This window comes from Streptomyces sp. NPDC104761 (genome assembly GCF_055583445.1).
Window position 1 is genome coordinate 767,417 of sequence record NZ_JBVJNZ010000001.1, and the last position, 15,750, is coordinate 783,166.

The following is a 15,750-nucleotide window of genomic DNA, read 5'->3' on the forward strand; positions in this document are numbered from 1 at the left end:
AGCCCCCCCCCCCCCCCCCCCCCCCCCCCCCCCCCCCCCCCCCTCCCCGCCCCCCCCCCCCCCCCCCCCCCCCCTGGCCCGGATCTCGGAGCCGAAGCCTTGAGCAACGACCACGACACCGTCCTCGCCGCGGCGGACGCCCTGATCGCCGCCTTCGCCGAGGGCCGCACCGACGACTACTTCGCCGCCTTCGCGCCCGACGCCACCTTCGTCTTCCACACCACCGGCCGGCGCCTGGACTCCACCGAGGAGTACCGCGCCCTGTGGCAGCGGTGGGCCGACGAGGACGCCTTCCGTGTCCTCGCCTGCGACTCGGCCGACCGCCACCTCCAGCTCCTCGGCGACACGGCCGTCTTCACCCACTCGGTGACCACCCGCGTCTCCACCACAGCGGGCGAGGAAACCCTCCACGAACGCGAGACCATCGTCTTCCACCGCACCACCGACGAGGCCTGGCAAGCGGTCCACGAACACCTGTCTCCCACGCCCGCCTGACAGTGCCCCGTCAGGGGCGCGGGGAACTGCGCGACCGGCCACGACGGCACCGCAGCCGAGCGAGGCCTGGCAAGCGGTTCACGCCCACCTGTCTGCGGGGGCCGCTGGACAGTGCCCCGTCAGGGGCGCGGGGAACTGCGCGACCGGCCTCGACGCCGCCGCAGCCGACCGAGGCCTGGCGAACGGTTCACACGCAGCTGTCTGCGGCGGCCGCTGGACAGTGCCCCGTCAGGGGCGCGGGGAACTGCGCGACCGGCCTCGACGGCGCCGCAGCCGAGCGAGGCCTGGCGAACGGTTCACACGCAGCTGTCTGCGGGGGCCGCTGGACAGTGCCCCGTCAGGGGCGCGGGGAACTGCGCGACCGGCCTCGACGGCGCCGCAGCCGAGCGAGGCCTGGCAAGCGGTTCACGCGCACCTGTCTCCCACGCCCGCCTGACAGCGCCCCGTCAGGGGCGCGGGGAACTGCGCGACCGGCCACGACGGCGCCGCAGCCGACCGGCGAGGTGCCGCGGCACTCCCGCCGCTCAGGGAACCTCGTCCTCGAAGAGGGAGAGCTCGGCCCAGATCGTCTTGCCTTCCGTGGTGTGCCGGGTGCCCCACCGCTGGGTCAGCTGGGCCACCAGCAGCAGGCCCCGGCCGCCCTCGTCCCAGGTCTTGGCCCGGCGCAGGTGCGGAGCGGTGTGGCTGGTGTCGGAGACCTCGCAGATCAGGGTGGCCGTGTCGTGGATCAGCCGCAGCCCGATGGGGTGGGCGCCGTACCGGATGGCGTTGGTGACCAGCTCGCTGACCACCAGCTCCGTCGTGAAGGCGGCCCTGCTCAGGTCCCACACGTCGAGCTGCTCGACGACCTGCTTGCGGATCGGCGCGACCAGGGCCGGGTCCGCGGGGATGTCCCAGGACGCCACCCGGGTCGGCGGCAGCCCCTGCGTGCGGGCCAGCAGCAGGGCCACGTCGTCGGCCGCGCCGCCGGACGGCAGCAGGGCGTGCAGGATCCGGTCGCAGGTCTCGTCCAGCGAGTCGCTGTACGCCGCGAGCGCCTCGTGGAGGAGCCGCCGGCCGGTGTCCGGGTCCCGGTGCCGGGAGGTGATCAGCCCGTCCGTGAACATCGCCAGGACCGTGCCCTCGTCCAGCGTCACCTCGGCCGACTCGAACGGCAGCCCGCCCAGGCCCAGCGGGGGACCCGCGGGCAGGTCGAGCAGATGCGGGAGGTGGCCCGGGCGCAGCAGGACGGGCGGCGGGTGCCCGGCGCGGGCCAGCGTGCAGCGCCGCGACACCGGGTCGTAGACGGCGTACAGGCAGGTCGCGCCGACCTCGCCCGGGTTGCCCTCGCCGCCCTGCTCCTCGGAGAGCCGCAGCACCAGGTCGTCGAGGTGGGTGAGCAGCTCGTCCGGTGCCAGGTCGATGTCGGCGAGGGTGCGCACGGCGGTCCGCAGCCGGCCCATCGTCGCCGACGCCTGCACACCGTGGCCGACGACGTCCCCGACGACCATGGCGACCCGCAGCCCGGACAGCTGGATCACGTCGAACCAGTCGCCGCCCACCCCGGCCCGCGCCGCCGGCAGGTAGCGGGAGGCGGCCTGCAGGGCGGCGGTGCGCGGCAGTGTCCGGGGCAGCAGACTGCGCTGCAGGGCCAGCGCGGTCTCGCGCTCGCGCGAGTACCGGCGCGCGTTGTCGATGCAGACGGCGGCCCGGGCGGTGATCTCCTCGGCGAGCAGCACGTCGTCCGGCCCGAACGGGTCGAGCCGCCGGTGCCGCCGGAACACCGCGACCCCCAGGGTGGTGCCGCGGGCCTGGATCGGCACCGACATCGATGAGTGCACGCCGAACTCGCGCACCCGCTCCCCGCGGACCTTGTTCCAGCTCAGCCACTCGTCCAGCTCGCCGGACGACACCGAGGCCACGATCGTGTGCCCCGCGGTCAGCGAGTCCGCCTGCGGTGAGGTGGCCGGGTAGACCTCGGTCTGACCGGGCTTGAGGACCGCCTCGGGGACGCCGGGGAGTACGGACTGGTGTGCGATGCGGCGCAGGGTGACCGGCGCGCTCAGCCGGGCCGGGAGGTCGCCGCCGTCCTCCGGCGGGTCCAGCAGGTCGACGGTGACGAGGTCGGCGAGGGCCGGGACGCAGACGTCCGCCAGCTCCTGGGCCGTCCGGACGACGTCGAGGGTGCTGCCGATCCGCACACTCGCCGCGTTGACCAGCTGGAGCCGCTCCCTGGCCAGGTAGTTCTCGGTGAAGTCATGGGCGGCCAGGCTCACGCCCCGCACCCGCCCCGCGGCGTCGGTGACCGGCGCCACCCGGGCCAGCCAGGCGTGCGCCCGGTCCTCGCCGCCGCTCCGCGTGTACGTCTGCACGTCCAGCGGCCGGCCCGAGGTCAGCACCCGGAGCATGCTCCGCTCCAGCTCCCCGCTCTCCGGCTTGCCGCCGATCTCGGTGACCCTGAGCCCCTGGACCCGTCCTTCGGGCAGCCCGATGACCCGGGCCATCGCCTCGTTCATCCGGCGCAGCCTGAGCTGGTCGTCGTAGACCGCGATGGCGCACGGCGACTGCGTCAGCGTGGCCGTGGCCAGCGGGTCGTCCGGGGTGCGCGGCCCGCCGCCGTCCAGCGGGGAGACCACCGTCCACTGGCCGGGCCGTTCGTCGTGGGCCGGGGTGTGGTGGGCGAGCAGCCAGACCGGGACCGTGCGGCCGTCCCGGTGGCGGAGTCCGAGGGTGCCGTCCCAGCGGGTGCCGACGGGCGCGCGCGGTGCGACGTCCCCGGCGAGCAGCAGCGCCGCGGGCCGGCCCACGACGTCCTCGGCCGGGTGGCCGAGGAGCCGCCGCGCGCCCTCGCTCCACTCGGTCAGTGTGCCGTCCTCGCCGATGACCGCCCGGGCCGTCGCCGCATCGTCGAAGGGATAGACCCGGCTCATCTCGCCACTCCCAAGCGCACACTCACAGTCAACAGGTGCACCACTCGTGTTCAGGGTAGTGCTTCGGACCCTCCCGTGACCGGCAGGCGGCGACGGACGGCCGGTCGCTGCCGGGCCCTGTCCGGGGTAACGGACGGGGACCGGCCGCCGGGACGAAAGGGGAGGGCGGAGGCTTCCGGACCCTTGACGGACACAAGTGCCACCCCGTCAGAATCTGTTTGTTAACGATCAGTTGTGAGTAGTTCTGGGCCCTGATGAGGGAGAGCCGCACCATGACGGTCACACGCAGATCGGTTCTGGCAGCCGCCGCGGCAGCCCCGGCGGCCGGCGTCCTGCTGGGCGCCCCGGGCGCCTGGGCGGCCCCGGACTCGGATACGTTCTCGCAGGCCGGCGGTCGCCGCACGGTCGCCCTGCGGGACGGCTGGCGGTTCGCGCTGGTCAACGCGGGCGGGATCACCGACCCGACCGGCGGCTACTCGGACGCCGCCGACCCCGGGTACGACGACTCGGCCTGGCGGCGGGTCGCCGTACCGCACGACTGGAGCATCGAGCAGACCCCCACCACCGACCACGGCACCACCAGCGGCACCGGCTTCTTCCCGGGCGGCCTCGGCTGGTACCGGCTCGCCTTCACCCTCCCGCCGGACTGCGCGGGCAAGCGGATCTCGGTGGAGTTCGACGGCGTCTACATGGACTCGTACGTCTACTGCAACGGCACCGAGGCCGGCCGCCACCCCTACGGCTACACCGGCTTCGCCTTCGACCTCACCGGCCTGCTGCACACCGACGGCAGCACCGAGAACGTCCTCGCGGTCAAGGTGCAGAACCAGTTGCCCAGCAGCCGCTGGTACTCGGGCAGCGGCATCTACCGCGAGGCCCGCCTGGTGGTGACCGATCCCGTGCACGTGGCGCGGTGGGGGACGTATGTCGCCACCCCGGACATCACCGCGGAGCGGGCCGTGGTGCGGGTGCGGACCGCCGTCGTGGACGACTCCGGCGAGGGCGCGGACGTCATGGTGGTCTCCCGGATCGCCGACCCCGACGGCCGTACGGTCGCCCGTACCACCTCGACGGTCACGGTCACGGGCACCGGTGCTGCCACCGAGACCCATGAACTGGCCGTGGCGAGACCGAGGTTGTGGTCCGTCGAGGCCCCGCACCGCTACACGCTGCACACCGAACTCCGGGTCGGCGGCACCACCACCGACACCTACCGCACGGTCTTCGGCATCCGCAGCTACCGCTTCGACCCCGACGAGGGCTTCTCCCTCAACGGCGTCCCCACCAAGATCAAGGGCGTCGACCTCCACCACGACCAGGGTGCCCTCGGCGCGGCGATCAGCGCCGACGCGGTGCGCAGACAGATGACCATCATGAAGTCGATGGGCGTCAACGCCTTCCGCACCTCGCACAACCCGCCCTCGCCGCAGATGATCGAGGTCTGCGAGGAACTGGGCGTCGTGATGATGGTGGAGGCCTTCGACTGCTGGCGGACCGGCAAGACCACGTACGACTACGGCCGCTTCTTCGACGAGTGGTGCGAGGCGGACGCCACCGAGATGGTCCTGGCCGCCCGCAACTCGCCCGCCGTCGTCCTGTGGTCCATCGGCAACGAGATCCCCGACTCCACCTCCACCGCCGGCCTCGCCATGGCCGACCGGATCATCGCCGCGATCCGCGCCGCCGACGACACCCGCCCCCTGGTCATCGGATCCGACAAGTACCGCAGCGTGCCCAAGCCGGGCTCCGCCGCCGACCTGATGCTGGCCAAGCTCGACGGACTCGGCCTCAACTACAACACCGCCAGGTCCGTCGACGCGCTGCACGCGGCCTACCCGCACCTGTTCCTCTTCGAGTCCGAGTCCTCCTCGGAGACGTCCACCCGTGGCACGTACCAGGAGCCGGAACACCTCAACACCGGCGAGAACCACACCCCCGGCCGCCGCGCGACCTCGTCCTACGACAACAACCTCGCCTCCTGGACGATGAGCGGCGAGTACGGCCACAAGAAGGACCGGGACCGCAAGTGGTTCGCGGGCCAGTTCCTGTGGTCGGGCATCGACTACATCGGCGAGCCGACGCCGTACGACGTGTTCCCGGTGAAGTCGTCCTTCTTCGGCGCGGTCGACACGGCCGGCTTCCCGAAGGACATGTACCACCTCTTCCGCAGCCAGTGGGTGACTGAGCCGATGGTGCACCTGCTGCCGATGAGCTGGAACCACGAGGAGGGGGACACGGTCGAGGTGTGGGCCTACGCCAACGTGCCCGCCGTCGAGCTGTTCCTGAACGGAACGTCCCTGGGAGTACGGGAGTTCGACACCAAGGAGACCACCGACGGCCGCGCCTACCTGGAGACCACCGAGCCCACCGGCGACGACAAGACCTTCACCACCGGCCCCTACCCGGGCAGCTACACCAGCCCCAACGGCAGCGCGGGCAAACTGCACCTGACCTGGAAAGTGCCCTACCGGCCGGGCGAGTTGAAGGCGGTGGCCCGGCGCGACGGCAAGACGGTCGCGACCGACGTCCTGCGCACCGCCGGTGCCCCGCACGCCGTCCGCCTCACACCCGACCGCAAGTCCGCTGCCGCGGACGGGCGTTCGCTGGTCTTCGTGACCGCCGAGATCGTCGACGCGCACGGGGTGGTGGTGCCCGACGCCGAGCACCTCATCTCCTTCGCGGTGACCGGCGGTTCGCTCGCCGGGCTCGACAACGGCCGTCAGGAGAGCGCCGAGCGCTACCAGGCGAGCACCCGGACCGCCTTCCACGGCAAGGCCCTCGCCGTCGTCCGCTCCGGTACGAAGCCCGGATCCCTCAAGGTGACCGCGCGGGTGGCCGGCCTGCGTACGGACACCACGACCGTGCACATCACCCCGGCCCGCACCGCGGCGAGCACCCCCGCCCCGCACTTCGGCCCGGACCACCCGTCCCCGCCGGACTTCCCCTACGCGGACGCCAGTTACTCCGGCCGTCCGGACACCCTCCCGGCCGCCATGCTCGACGGCGACCCCGCCACCGGCTGGTCCAACGCCTTCGCCAAGTCGGCCACGGCCCTGCTGCCCGCCTTCGGCGGCGCCCGGATCGCCGACTGGGTGTCGGTCGACCACGGGCGCACCCGCACCTACGACCGGATGGACGTCTCCTTCACCGTGGACGCCACCCACACCCTCCCCGCCTCGGTCGAGGTGGCCGTCTGGGACGGCACGGCGTACCGGGGGGTGCGGGACACGGTCGTGGACTGGGCGACCGCCTCGGACACCCCGACCGCCATCACCTTCACCGCGGCACGCGGCTCCCGGATCCGGCTGACCCTGACCAGCGCCCACCCGGGGGCGGCCACGGGCGCGGTGCGGATCACCCGCCTCGACGTCTGAGGCGGCCGAGGGGACGGTTGTTCCACCTGATCCATCCGATGCCTCGCACGCGTCGTCCCTCTCGTCGTGACATCGCGTCCGGCGCGGCGCCACGCCGCCGACCGGCGGGAAACGGGCCTGGCGCTCGGGACCCGCTGGTACCGTGGTGAGCCGGTCTTGACCTGCGGGTATTTACGGTGGAGTACCCTCGCGGTACCGTGAAGGGCATGCCAGCTCTCAACGTGGAGTTCAGCGACCGCGAACTCGAGGACCTGAGGCAGATAGCCAAGGAGCGCGGTACGTCGATGAAGGCCCTTGTCCGTGAGGCGGCCGCCGCCGACATCGCCCGGCACCGGGCGCTGCAGGAAGGGGCGGAGGAATTCCGCCGTTTCTTCGCGGCGCACGCCGCCGAGTTCGCCGCGGCGTTCCCGGACGACGAGCAGCCGCCCGCGAAGGGCGAGGCCGCCTGAGCCATGCCGCCGGTCATCCACATCGACGTGCCCTGGCTGCTCCAGCGCCATGAGGAAGTCATGCCGGAGCAGCCCACCATCAACGACTTCTCCGCGCTGGTCGCCGCCGTCGCCCGGCACCGGGTCGACCCGCCGCGCCTCGGTGTGGACTCCGACGCCGCCTGGCGGGCCGCGGCCCTGCTGCACACACTCGCCCTGCTCAAGCCGCTGCCCTCGGCCAACGCCCGGTTCGCCTGCGCGACCGCCGTGGCCTACATGTACGTCAGCGATGTCGGCATCGACCCGCCCTACGGCGCCCTCGTCGACCTCGCCCGCGACCTGATGAGCGGCAAGGCCGACGTCTATGCCGCGGCGGACCGGCTCCGTTCCTGGCAGCTCTGACGCCTGCCCGGACGTGCAGGGAGAGCTGCCCCGAGACCCTCGGGGCCGCCGGCCGAGGGCGGGAGGAACGGGGCCGGCGGCCTGTTTCGCGCGGAAGAGCCGCCGTTCCGCGCGGGGCCTCGTGAGGAGGGCCGGTCACCAGTGGACCACCCGTGCGGGCGGGCCGGGAGCGTGCGCGCGGGACCGGTGCGGGCGCACGGTTCACACGGGGCGCGCGGAATGGTGAATGCGGCCATGAAGGGGCAATAGCCACCGCCGTCTTTCTGACTTTCTGTCAATGCTGTCGATGTTGTTCTGGCGCCTTGTTGCTTGTGTGAGACTTGTGCGAAGGTGAATGCCCGCGCGGGGTAAAGGCCTGGTCCAATTCGGCAGTTGAGGACGCGACCGACACCGTACCGACACCGTGCCGGCGAATTCCCGCCCTCCGCAGGCGCACCGAAGAGGTACGCACCAACGCACCAAAGGAATCCGCTCCGTGTCCACCCTCCACCCGCCTCGCCCTTCCTATCCGCCGCCGGGTGGTGGTGCGGGGGAGTCCGACGAGTCCCTCGCCGCGCCGCTGCGAGCCGGTTCGGACATCGAGGCCTCCCGGTCCGCCGCGTTGCTCATGGCCCGGCACTGGCGGCCCGTCCAGGAGTACGCGGTCATCTGCCTGGCCGCCTCGGGGCCCGTCGCGCACATGGTCGCGGCCGCCGCCTTCCACCAGGTACTCGACCGGGTGGCCCTCGGCGAGACGGCCGACGCGATCCGGCCGCGGCTGCTGGTCTCCGTCCGCGACACGGTCGCCAACTGGGCCGTGGAGGACCGAATAGCGGAAGTTCTCCCGGACCTCGGGAAACCGGCCGGTGGGCGCGGTATGCGCGCCACGAAGTCCATGACCCCGGAAAACCGCACCCTCGCGGAGCGTTCATTCCTGGGCCTTCCGCCGCTCGCCCAGAGCCTGCTCTGGCACGCGGAGGTGGAGGCGGAACCGATAACCGTACCGGCCGGTCTGTTGGGTATGGACACGGCAAGCGCGTCCGCGGCTCTCGAGGACGCCCGCGAGAAATTCCGCGAGGGCTGTGTCCGCGCCCACCGGGAACTCGCGCCGTCCCAGGAGTGCCGCTACTACAACCGGCTCCTCGACGTGCCGATCCGCCGCGGCGGTGGCCTGCTGCCGGACGTCCGCGCGCATCTCGCGGAGTGCCCGTACTGCAGAGCCGCCGCCGAGCAACTCGGCCATGTCGAGGGCGGACTGGGCGTGCTGCTGGTCGAGGCGGTGCTCGGCTGGGGGGCCCGCCGCTACCTCGACACGCGCCCGGGGCGCAAGGGCGGTGCGGAGGCTCCCCTCACCCGCGCCGCCACCCGGCGCGGCGGCGGCGGCCGGCGGCGCGCGGCCGCCCGGACGACCCGGATCCTCGCCCGCATCCCCGTGGCGGTGCGCCGTCCGCCCGGCTCCTGGTCGTCGAAGACGCTGCTGACCAGTGTCGGCGTGGCCGGCGCGGGACTGCTCGCCTCCGTGCTCGCGGTCAGCACGCTGTCCGGCGGCGGTGACGGCAGCGACGCCGTCGCCACCGCGGGTCTGGTGCCCGGCGGCTCCGAACCCGAGGCAACGCCCACTTCCGGCACGGCCGGACTGCCCGCCGCCGACCACACGACCCGGCTGCGCAACGCCGCCGCCCAGCTCTGCCTGGACGTCAACGGCGAGCCGAAGACGGGGGCGAGCGTCGTGCTCGCGGTGTGCTCCTCGGCTTCGACCCAGCAGTGGACGTACGAGAGCGACGGCGAACTGCGCAGCGCGGCCGGCCAGGACCTGTGCCTGGACTCGCACGCGGACGCCGGGGTGGTCATCCTCGGCACCTGTGCCGACGAGGGCGCCGAGCGCGGTGGGGACGTGCGCTACGACCTCACCGCCCAGGGCGAGTTGCTGCCACGCTGGGACGAGACCCTCGCCCTCGGGACGGGCGGGGTGGACCCCGGCTCCGACATCGTGGTCAAGGTCCGCGACCACACCAGCGGCCAGCACTGGCTCACCGACGCGCCCGTGCGGTCGCAGAGCCACGGTTCGCTCTCCACCGCCGGGAGCGGGGGGCCTTCCGCGCAGCCGGCGGGACTGGCCGGCCACTAGGCACCGCGCGGGGAGGGCCCGGGAGCGTCGTGGGCCGTCCGCGGCGTCGTCGTGACTGGTCGCGCAGTTCCTCCCCCAGCCTTCGGCCGGGGGTACCCCCAGCGCCCCTTGGGGGCGCGTTCAGTCCTGGTCGGCGTCCGGGCCCTGGGACCGGACGCGCTCCACGTGTTCCAGGGACTCGCGGAGTTCGGTCAGCCAGTCGTCGGTGTGGCGCTGCACCAGGCGGACGCACCAGGCCAGGGCCTCGCTGCGGCTGCGCGCCACGCCGCCGGCGATCAGGGTGTCCAGGACCTCCCGCTCGGACTGGCGCAGCCGGGTCATCACCGGTGCGGCCACATGCGTGAACAGCGCCCGCTGACCCGAACACTCCACGCCCCAGGAGACCTTGCGCCGGAACTGGTGCTCCGCCTCCCGTGCGACGCCCATCCGGTCCTCCCGGGTGCGCTCCCGGAACTCCTGGATCCGGCCCTGTACGGCTGCCTCCCGCTCCGCGTCCGACGCGCCGTCGGCGAGCTTGGGGCCGGGGATGCGCCCGATGACGGTGACCTCCTCGCGGTCGACCGTCACCTCGACCAGTTCCTCGAAGAGACCGTCGGGCAGGCGGCCGGCGAACCAGCCGCGTACCGTGTCTCGCTGCTCTTGAGTAATCATGTAATGACGATTACTCCGTTGCAGAACAAAGGCAAGGGCTTGCCCGGAAGTCCGCCGACAGCGGAAGCGGAATGTTTCAGGACGATTAACGAGGCGACGGGATCAGGCCATCTGGCTGCTTCGGGCGATCAAGAACCGCTCCGTTGAGCGGTCGACGCGTTCGATTTCCGTGACTTCACGCCACTGATTCAATACGCAAGGTTACTGAAACATGTGGGTTCGATGTGTGTTTCGGCGGCGGACTCGGCAGAGTGGCGCCCGCCGCCCCGGCACCCACCGGGCCGAGGGCGGCACCCGTCGAACCGAGCGGAAGGATGCACACAATGCGAACCACCGCGCGCTGGGCAGCGACCATCGGCCTTACGGCCGCCGCCGTCTGCGGACCCCTGGCGGGGGCCGCCGGCGCCGCCCCGAGCTCGCTCTACGCCCCCTCGGCCCTGGTGCTCACCACCGGCCACGGCACAGAGGCGGCGACCGCCACGCCCGAGCGCGCCGTCACCCTGAACTGCGCCCCCAGCGCCTCCGGGACCCACCCGGCGGCCGCCGAGGCCTGCGCCGAACTCCGCGGCGCCGGCGGAGACCTGAACGCCCTCGTACCCCAAGCCGACGTGTGGTGCACCAAGCTCTACGACCCCGTCGTGGTCACGGTGGAAGGCGTCTGGCAGGGCAAGCGCGTCTCCTACGAGCACACCTTCGGCAACCAGTGCATGAGGGACGCCTACGGGACGCACGTCTTCGCCTTCTGAGCCCGGGATCGCACGGTCCTCGTGACTGCCGGACAGGTCCGCAACTGGGGAGTGCGGCCCCTGGAGCGGGGAACCTGCGATCTCGCACCCGGGGGGCGGACGGGTGGTGTGGGGCTGCCCGTCCGACCCCCCGGCACCACCGCCGCTCCCCGGCGTTCCCCTCCCGGGGAATGCCGGGGAGCGGCGGAGAACGTCCCGGCGTCCCTTCGGGGGCGCCGGCGGTGCCTTCGGCCGAAGGCCGGGGGAGGAACCGCGCGACCAGCCACCTGACTCCCGCGGACGACACGGCGAGGGGCCACCGTCTCCCTGCTGACGGTGACCCCTCGGTTGCTGCGGCTCTGCGGACGTCACATGTGGACGACCGGCGCCGCGTCCGGGTCCTGCTGCGGCACCCCCTTGCGGAACAGCACGAAGGCGATGACCGCGCCGACCGCGAACATCCCGGCCGACCACCAGAACGCGGTCGTGTAGCTCTCGATCGTCGCCTGCGCCTGCACCAGCTTGCTCGTCGCGTCCTTGCCGGCCAGGTAGTCCGTCGCCGCACTCGCCGCGAGCGTGTTCAGCAGCGCCGTGCCGATCGAACCGCCCACCTGCTGCATGGCGTTGACCGTCGCCGAGGCGACACCCGCCTCGTCGGCCGTCACCCCGCCGGTTCCCAGCTGCATGGCCGCCGGCATGACCAGGCCCAGACCGAGACCGGTGATGATCAGCTGCGGCAGCACCGCGCTGACGTAGCTGGAGCCGACGCCGATCCCGGTCAGCCAGGCCATGCCGGCCGCGGAGACCGCGAAGCCCAGCGGGACGACCACCTTGGGGCCGAGCCGCGGCACGAGAACCTGGGTACCGATCTGTGCCGTCACCATCAGGCCGCCGATCATCGGCAGGAACGCCACGCCGGTCTTCGTCGGGCTGAAACCGAGGTTCAGCTGCAGGTAGTAGGTGAGGAAGAGGAACACGCCGAACATGCCGCCGGCGGAGATCAGCACGGCGAGGAGCGAGGCCCCCCGGTTGCGGTCCATCAGGATGCCCAGCGGCAGCAGCGGGTGCGCGGACTTGGTCTGCCACCACGCGAAGGCCGCCAGGAACGCGACGCCGGCGACCAGGAAGCCCCAGGTCAGCGGCGAACCCCAGTCGTGCGACTCGGCGTTGGAGAAGCCGTAGACCAGCGAGAACAGACCGGCCGCGACCAGGACCGTACCGGGGACGTCCAGCTTGGCGTTCCCGGCGTCACGGTGGTTGTGCAGCAGCGCCATGCCGCCCGCGAAGGCGACGACCGCGATCGCGACGTTCACGTACAGGGTCGAGCGCCAGTCGAACGTGTCGGTGAGGACACCGCCGAGCAGCAGCCCCACCGCACCGCCGGCACCGGCGATGGCACCGTAGACACTGAACGCCCGCGCCCGCTCACGGGCGTCGGTGAACGTGGTGTTGAGGAGCGAGAGCGCGGTCGGGGCGAGCAGCGCGCCGAAGGCGCCCTGGAGGGCCCGCGCGGTGACCAGCATCCCGAAGCCGTTCGCGGCACCGCCCAGCGCCGACACGGCGGCGAAGCCGACGACTCCTATGAGGAAGGCGGTCTTGCGTCCGAACAGGTCGGCGATCCGGCCGCCGAGCAGCAGCAGGGACGCGAAGCTGAGGGCGTACGCGGTGACGATCCACTGCCGGTTGCCGTCGGAGAACCCGAGGTCGGCCTGGGCGGACGGGAGAGCGATGTTCACGATGGTGGCGTCGAGCACCACCATCAGCTGGGCGACCGCGATGACCGCGAGGATCCACCACCGCTTGGGGGAGGCGACCGGCGGTGCCTCCTCGGTACCGACGCGGACGTCGTCGGTCAAAGTCTTCTCGGACATGCGAGAACCACTCCAGGGAAGTCGTTCGGGATTTACCAGGAAGCCGTTTCGTCGACACGGCGCCTACAGCTCCGCGAACGAAACGGTTTCGTACACATCGACCCTAGACCACTTTCAGCGAAACGGCAACGTTTCGCTGGGGTGGGGCGGGGTGTTAGGCACGGGGCGCATATTCCTTGACAGGAATATAACTGTGTGGGCATATTAAGCTCATGTCCGCCGACACCCTCTGGACCGCCCTGGCCGACCCCCACCGACGTGCCATAGTCGGCCTCCTCCTCACCCGCCCGCGCCCCGTCGGCGAGATCGTGGACGCATGCGGCCTCAGCCAGCCCAGCACGTCCAAGCACCTCAAGGTGCTGAGGGAGGCGGGCCTGGTCCGGGTCCGGCAGGACGCGCAGCGCCGCGTCTACGCCCTGGACCCGACACCCATCGCCGAACTCGACGCCTGGCTGGCCCCCTATCGCCGGCTGTGGAACAGCAGCCTGGACACCCTGGGCCGCCGCCTGGACGAGACGGTGGCCGCCCCGGAATCCCCCACCTCGAAGGACTGATCCCCATGCCCGCCGAACTCACCGGCACCTACGTCACCCTCGACGACGGCCGCCCCGCGGTCCGCTTCAGCCGCCTGTACGGCCACCCCGTCGATCGCGTCTGGCACTTCGTCACCGACCCCGACGAACTCGCCGGGTGGTTCCCGTCCCGCGCCGAGTTCGACCTGCGCCCCGGCGGCGCCGTCAAGTTCACCGGCGACCCGAACATGCCCGAGTCGCACGGCACCGTGCTCGCCGTCGACCCGCCCCGGAACCTGACCTTCGACTGGGGCGGCGACGAGATCCGCTTCGACCTGGAGGACGCGGGTCCCGACGGAACCCGCTTCACCCTCACGCACGTCCTCGGCGAGGAGAACACCGCCGCCCGCAACAGCGCCGGCTGGGAGGTCTGCCTCGCCGCCCTCGACGCCAAGGCCCGCGGCGAGCGCTTCCCGGGCCCGCACGCCGGCGTCACCGCGCCCTGGAAGGAGTACTACCAGGCCTGTCTCGACGCCGGCCTGCCCTCCGGCGCCCCGGTCCCCGGCATCGACGCCTGACCGGTCACGCCAGCTGGCGTCGCACCAGTTCGTGCAGGCGTCCGCCGGTGTCCGCGAGCAGCTGGGCGGGCGGGCCCTGCTGGGCGACCTTGCCGTCCTCCATCACGATCACCCGGTCGGCGTCCAGCACCGTGGACAGCCGGTGGGCGATCACGATCCGGGTGGCGTTCAGCTTGCGGGTGCTCTCGATGACCGTGCGCTGGGTGTCGTTGTCTAGCGCACTCGTCGCCTCGTCGAAGAAGAGGATGCGCGGGCGCCGGATCAGCGCCTGGGCGATCATCAGCCGCTGCCGCTGGCCGCCGGAGATCGCGCCGCTCCCGGCGACGATGGTGTGCAGCCCCATCGGCATCCGTTTGATGTCCTCCGCGAGCCCGGCCATCTCGGCCGCCGCCATCGCCTCCTCGGGGGTGTAGGGCTCGGTGCCGCAGATGACGTCCAGGATCGAGCCGGTGAAGGGCTGCGCGTGCTGGAGCACCACCCCGCACTGGCGGCGGACCGCCGACTGGTCGAGGGCGCCCAGGTCCTGGCCGTCGTACAGCACGCTTCCCGAGACCGGTCTGTCGAAGCCGATCAGCAGCCGCAGCAGGGTCGACTTGCCGCAGCCGCTCGGGCCGACGACCGCCACGAACTCGCCCGGGCGGACGGTGAAGGAGACGTCGTCCAGGACCAGGGGACCGTCGTCCGAGTACCGGAAGGACAGGCGGCGGGCCTCCAGGGCGCCGGACAGCGGGCCGGGGCGGGTGCTGGCGGTGCGGACCTCGGGGGCGGCCTCCAGGACCGGCTTGATCTCCTCGAAGAGCGGGAGCGCGGCCACCGCCGACACGAAGGAACCGGTCAGCTGGGTGACCGAGGTGAGCAGCATCGTCACCGACGTGTTGAAGGTGAGGAAGGCCGCCGCGTCCATGGCGCCCCGCGCCGGTCCCGCGAGCAGCATGAACATCAGCAGAGTGCAGACCGGGAGGTAGACCGAGCCCAGCACCGTGGTGAGGTTCTTGATCCGGCCCACCTTCTGCTGGAGCTGCCGGCTGCGCGCGAACTCGGCCGCCCAGGCCGCGTACGCGTAGTTCTCGGCGGCCGCCACCCGCAGCTTGGGCAGGCCCCGCAGGGTCTGGAAGGCCTGGTTGTTCAGCTTGTTGCCGAGCACCACGAGCTTGCGCTGCCAGCGCACCTGCCACAGCCCGAGCCCCAGGAACAGCGCGGCGATGACGACCAGCATGGCAAGGGCCGCCAGCGCCATCGGCACGCTGTACCAGAACAGCAGACCCAGGTTCATCACCCCGACGGTCACCGACTGGGCGACCACCGGGCCGACCCCCGCCAGCAGCCGGCGCATCGCGCTGACGCCCATCGCCGCGCTGGCCAGCTCCCCGGTCGAGCGCTGGGTGAAGAACCTGGTCGGCAGCCGCAGCAGCCGGTCCCAGACGGCCGGTTGCAGGGTCGCCTCGATACGGCCCTCCAGGCGCAGGATGGTCAGGTTCTCCAGGAGCGTGAACGCGGCCGACACCACCGCGCTGATCATCACCGCCAGGCACACCTGCACGATCAGGTCCGTCTGGGCCTTCGGCACGTAGTCGCCCAGCACCCTGCCGGTGGGGGGGGGGGGCAGGGGGGCGGCCGCCCCAGTGCCCCAACCCGCCACGAACAAGGTTCTCCAAGTGCCGCGCGTGCCCCTCAGGGTCCCACAAAGCAAGCCAAACA

General features: G+C 72.2%; 12 protein-coding genes. 8 read left to right on the forward strand and 4 right to left on the reverse strand.

What is annotated here, in order from left to right; genetic code table 11:
• Nucleotides 1-99 precede the first annotated feature (99 nt).
• A complete protein-coding gene (locus ACZ63F_RS03575; RefSeq protein ID WP_469708290.1) occupies nucleotides 100-495 on the forward strand; it encodes a YybH family protein in 396 nt (131 codons plus the stop codon).
• A gap of 524 nt (nucleotides 496-1,019) precedes the next feature.
• Here the strand turns inward: ACZ63F_RS03575 and ACZ63F_RS03580 are convergent.
• Entirely contained in the window at nucleotides 1,020-3,404 is a 2,385-nt protein-coding gene (locus ACZ63F_RS03580; protein ID WP_469708292.1) for a SpoIIE family protein phosphatase, read from the reverse strand.
• 272 nt (nucleotides 3,405-3,676) lie between these two features.
• On the opposite strand from ACZ63F_RS03580, the gene ACZ63F_RS03585 reads away from it, so the two are divergent.
• From ACZ63F_RS03585 to ACZ63F_RS03600, 4 genes are all read left to right on the forward strand, one after another.
• Nucleotides 3,677-6,778, forward strand: a complete 3,102-nt coding sequence (locus tag ACZ63F_RS03585) for a glycoside hydrolase family 2 TIM barrel-domain containing protein (protein WP_469708294.1) — start codon at nucleotides 3,677-3,679, stop codon at nucleotides 6,776-6,778.
• Nucleotides 6,779-6,984: 206 nt separating this feature from the next.
• Nucleotides 6,985-7,227, forward strand: a complete 243-nt coding sequence (locus ACZ63F_RS03590; protein WP_351486516.1) for a hypothetical protein — start codon at nucleotides 6,985-6,987, stop codon at nucleotides 7,225-7,227.
• A gap of 3 nt (nucleotides 7,228-7,230) precedes the next feature.
• On the forward strand, nucleotides 7,231-7,608 hold the full coding sequence (locus tag ACZ63F_RS03595; RefSeq protein WP_293991433.1) for a toxin Doc: 378 nt from the start codon (nucleotides 7,231-7,233) through the stop codon (nucleotides 7,606-7,608).
• 475 nt (nucleotides 7,609-8,083) lie between these two features.
• Nucleotides 8,084-9,715, forward strand: coding sequence for an RICIN domain-containing protein (locus ACZ63F_RS03600; RefSeq protein ID WP_469708297.1), 1,632 nt, complete (start codon nucleotides 8,084-8,086; stop codon nucleotides 9,713-9,715).
• Nucleotides 9,716-9,835: 120 nt separating this feature from the next.
• On the opposite strand, the gene ACZ63F_RS03605 is transcribed toward ACZ63F_RS03600, so the two are convergent.
• The gene (locus ACZ63F_RS03605) at nucleotides 9,836-10,366 is read right to left on the reverse strand and encodes a hypothetical protein (protein ID WP_469708299.1); all 531 of its coding nucleotides are present in this window, start codon (nucleotides 10,364-10,366) and stop codon (nucleotides 9,836-9,838) included.
• A gap of 323 nt (nucleotides 10,367-10,689) precedes the next feature.
• Here ACZ63F_RS03605 and ACZ63F_RS03610 point away from each other — a divergent pair, with 323 nt between their 5' ends.
• On the forward strand, nucleotides 10,690-11,112 hold the full coding sequence (locus tag ACZ63F_RS03610; RefSeq protein WP_469708300.1) for a subtilase-type protease inhibitor: 423 nt from the start codon (nucleotides 10,690-10,692) through the stop codon (nucleotides 11,110-11,112).
• Between the two features lie 347 nt (nucleotides 11,113-11,459).
• Here the strand turns inward: ACZ63F_RS03610 and ACZ63F_RS03615 are convergent, their stop codons facing one another.
• Entirely contained in the window at nucleotides 11,460-12,962 is a 1,503-nt protein-coding gene (locus tag ACZ63F_RS03615; RefSeq protein ID WP_469708302.1) for an MFS transporter, read from the reverse strand.
• Between the two features lie 212 nt (nucleotides 12,963-13,174).
• Between ACZ63F_RS03615 and ACZ63F_RS03620 the strand changes: the two genes are divergently transcribed.
• Nucleotides 13,175-13,516, forward strand: a complete 342-nt coding sequence (locus ACZ63F_RS03620; protein ID WP_352362870.1) for an ArsR/SmtB family transcription factor — start codon at nucleotides 13,175-13,177, stop codon at nucleotides 13,514-13,516.
• Nucleotides 13,517-13,521: 5 nt separating this feature from the next.
• Entirely contained in the window at nucleotides 13,522-14,052 is a 531-nt protein-coding gene (locus ACZ63F_RS03625) for an SRPBCC family protein (protein ID WP_469708304.1), read from the forward strand.
• A gap of 4 nt (nucleotides 14,053-14,056) precedes the next feature.
• On the opposite strand, the gene ACZ63F_RS03630 is transcribed toward ACZ63F_RS03625, so the two are convergent.
• A partial coding sequence (locus tag ACZ63F_RS03630; RefSeq protein ID WP_469708306.1) for an NHLP bacteriocin export ABC transporter permease/ATPase subunit occupies nucleotides 14,057-15,750 on the reverse strand: 1,694 nt, incomplete at its 5' end.

Bases quoted from the DNA above. Each gene is read 5' to 3' on its own strand.
- ACZ63F_RS03615 (WP_469708302.1), bottom strand. From the start codon at position 12,962: ATGTCCGAGAAGACTTTGACCGACGACGTCCGCGTCGGTACCGAGGAG.
- ACZ63F_RS03585 (WP_469708294.1), top strand. From the start codon at position 3,677: ATGACGGTCACACGCAGATCGGTTCTGGCAGCCGCCGCGGCAGCCCCG.
- ACZ63F_RS03580 (WP_469708292.1), bottom strand. From the start codon at position 3,404: ATGAGCCGGGTCTATCCCTTCGACGATGCGGCGACGGCCCGGGCGGTC.
- ACZ63F_RS03605 (WP_469708299.1), bottom strand. From the start codon at position 10,366: ATGATTACTCAAGAGCAGCGAGACACGGTACGCGGCTGGTTCGCCGGC.
- ACZ63F_RS03625 (WP_469708304.1), top strand. From the start codon at position 13,522: ATGCCCGCCGAACTCACCGGCACCTACGTCACCCTCGACGACGGCCGC.
- ACZ63F_RS03620 (WP_352362870.1), top strand. From the start codon at position 13,175: ATGTCCGCCGACACCCTCTGGACCGCCCTGGCCGACCCCCACCGACGT.
- ACZ63F_RS03610 (WP_469708300.1), top strand. From the start codon at position 10,690: ATGCGAACCACCGCGCGCTGGGCAGCGACCATCGGCCTTACGGCCGCC.
- ACZ63F_RS03590 (WP_351486516.1), top strand. From the start codon at position 6,985: ATGCCAGCTCTCAACGTGGAGTTCAGCGACCGCGAACTCGAGGACCTG.
- ACZ63F_RS03595 (WP_293991433.1), top strand. From the start codon at position 7,231: ATGCCGCCGGTCATCCACATCGACGTGCCCTGGCTGCTCCAGCGCCAT.